The organism is Shewanella sp. 11B5 (genome assembly GCF_002836795.1).
GTDB lineage: Bacteria > Pseudomonadota > Gammaproteobacteria > Enterobacterales > Shewanellaceae > Shewanella > Shewanella frigidimarina.
Genome location: NZ_PJAP01000952.1, coordinates 1 through 2,956 on the forward strand (window position 1 = coordinate 1; position 2,956 = coordinate 2,956).

General features: G+C 41.1%; 2 protein-coding genes. Both read left to right on the forward strand.

Features of this window, described 5'->3' with window-relative positions; translation table 11 throughout:
• Positions 1-333 (forward strand): cyclomaltodextrinase C-terminal domain-containing protein (locus CXF78_RS18715; RefSeq protein WP_180957217.1); only part of this gene is annotated, 333 nt, incomplete at its 5' end.
• Positions 334-431: 98 nt separating this feature from the next.
• Positions 432-2,414, forward strand: a complete 1,983-nt coding sequence (locus CXF78_RS18720; protein WP_257984948.1) for an alpha-amylase family protein — start codon at positions 432-434, stop codon at positions 2,412-2,414.
• Positions 2,415-2,956 lie beyond the last annotated feature (542 nt).

Here is a 2,956-nt window from a genome sequence, read left to right on the forward strand (position 1 = left end):
AAAGGTTTGAATGCACAACAAACCGAAGCACTTACCTTCGTACGTACATTATTAAATTACCGTAAAAATTCATTAGCGATTCAACAGGGTAAATTACAGCACTTTGTGCCAAAAGACGGTGTTTATGTTCAAAGTCGTCATCAAGGCGATGAAACGTTACTGATCATTTACAATAAAAACAGCCACGCCATTGAGCTTGATTTACAACGTTTTAAACCTGCTATTAATCACAACACTGCTGGCGTTGATATTATCAACAAACAAACGTATTCATTATCTAAACCGCTTACGTTATCCAATAAAGGTGTCACGATTCTTAAACTGAACCGTTGATTTTTATCACTGATATTTTGATCCGTTATTTGAAATTAAGGAGTGGTTCTATGTTCTTCAATAGAACCACTCCCATAAAAATAATAAAAGAGAGACTCATGGGCACCATCATTAAACCGTTAGCAAGCCAACTTCACCGACCTTCCCCAACCTCTAAGGCATTGGTACTAGCCAGTATGCTGGGATTAGGATTAAGCGCTTGCCAACCCAATACCGTTGAACAAACTGATACTGCGGTAAAAAACGATAACGAAAACGTATCAGTTACTCAAATAAACCAAACTGCTACAACAGCCAAACCGGTGGTATATCAAGTATTCACTCGCCTGTATGGCAACACCAATACCACCAATAAAGCTTGGGGAACTATTGCCGAAAATGGCGTAGGAAAATTCAGTGATTTTACCGATGTGGCATTACGAGATATTAAATCCTTAGGCACCACTCACGTTTGGTATACCGGCGTACCGCATCATGCGTTGGTCAATGACTATACGGATGATGGTATTAGTAATGATGATCCTGATGTGGTAAAAGGCCGCGCGGGCTCACCATATGCGGTAAAAGACTACTACAACGTTAATCCAGATTTAGCTGATAATCCGGCTAATCGCTTGGCAGAATTCGAAGCCTTAATCGGTCGTACTCATGCCAATGGCATGCAGGTAATTATCGACATAGTGCCTAATCATGTCGCGCGCAATTATCATTCTATTTCAGCGCCAAAAGGCGAGCCAGACTTTGGTGCTAACGACGATAAAACTAACACCTATAGTAGACACAACAATTTCTATTATGTGGTCGGTGAAGACTTTCAAGTCCCACAAGCATCGGATGGTTATCTGCCATTAGGCGGCGAAACACATCCCCTCATCGACGCAAAGTTTGCCGAGTCACCGGCAAAATGGACCGGCAACGGCTCACGTTTAGCCAAGCCCGATGCTAACGATTGGTACGAAACCGTTAAAATAAATTACGGAGTCAAACCCGATGGCAGCCATGACTTCCCTGCACTGCCTAATGATTATGCAAATAAAACCGCAGCCGAGCATTTAGCCTTTTGGCAAGCACAAGCGGCCGATGACATTCCAGATTCATGGCGTAAGTTTGAGCACATCGCCCAATATTGGCTAGCCAAAGGCGTAGATGGTTTTCGCTACGACATGGCTGAAATGGTACCAGTTGAATTTTGGAGTTACCTCAACAGCCACATTAAGCACACCAACCCAAATGCGTTTATTCTGGCTGAGGTGTATAACCCCGATTTATATCGCGATTATATTCATTTAGGTAAAATGGATTACTTATACGACAAAGTCGATTTATATGACACCTTAAAAGCCATAATTCAAGGTAAGGCCAGTACAGCAGCCATTGCCACAGTTCAAGCCAAAGTCAGCGACATCGATCAGCATATGCTGCATTTTTTAGAAAACCACGACGAACAACGCATCAACACAGCCGACTTTGCTCGAAATCCATTTAATGCACTGCCAGCGATGGTGGTGTCTGCAACGTTAAGTCGCTCTCCCACCTTACTGTATTTTGGTCAAGAAGTAGGTGAATCAGGCGCTGAAAATGCAGGCTTTGGACAACCGACTCGCACCAGTATTTTTGATTATGTTGGCGTGCCTGCTCATCAACGCTGGATGAACAACGGCAAGTTTGATGGCGGACAGTCAACATCTGATGAAAAGACATTACGGGCTTATTACCAAACCTTGTTAACCCTAAGCCATAGTGCATCAGCATTAACTGGCGAATATATCGAATTAGACACGCTACAGCGCCAACTTAATACCCAGGGGTACGATGATGAGGTATTTGCCTTTAGCCGTTTTAATGCAGACCAGCAGTTGATCATTGTCAGTAACTTTAGCCAACACCAAAGCAAGCAGTTTACCCTAACATTGCCACACACTCTGATTAACCAATGGCACATAATTAAAAACACACCCGTTAAAGACTTACTCAACTACACTCTGTTGACTCAGCAGCTCGTGTTACAGAGCGACAGCAGCGCCACTATTGATGTGCAATTAGCCCCACTGCAATCAGTCGTTATGGCATTACAACGCTAAATCACTAAACAAAAGCCATAAACCAAAAGCAGCGAGTTGAAAAGCTTAATCCAATAATACTGCAAAACCCTCTAGCCATCAGCTAGAGGGTTTTTATTATCGGTATTAATCAGTTTAGACATAGGTACACAAGAGAAAGCCTATATGTGACTATTTTTTAATATTATTGCCTATTTAGTTGTATATTTACTGACTCTTATTTAGCAACTCTATCTTTTAACTCTATAGACATATCAGGATCATTAATTTCATCAATAATATCTTGCACCAATTTTGGATTGGTGACCATGTTGGGTTCAGATTATCAATCAAATATTCTGACGTTAAATTCAATTTTGATATTCACTGGGACATTTAGCTGAATCCGTACTGTCTTTTGTACACATCTCTGAGCCACGGGTACAGGCTGATTTTTAGTATGTCGTCTTTTGCTTGAAAAAAAATAAAGACCCGCAAAAAGAGAACAATACAACGAGAAACCTACCAAATAATACAATTAACAAGAAAAGCATATACAAACAAATCAAATATCAGATGTAATC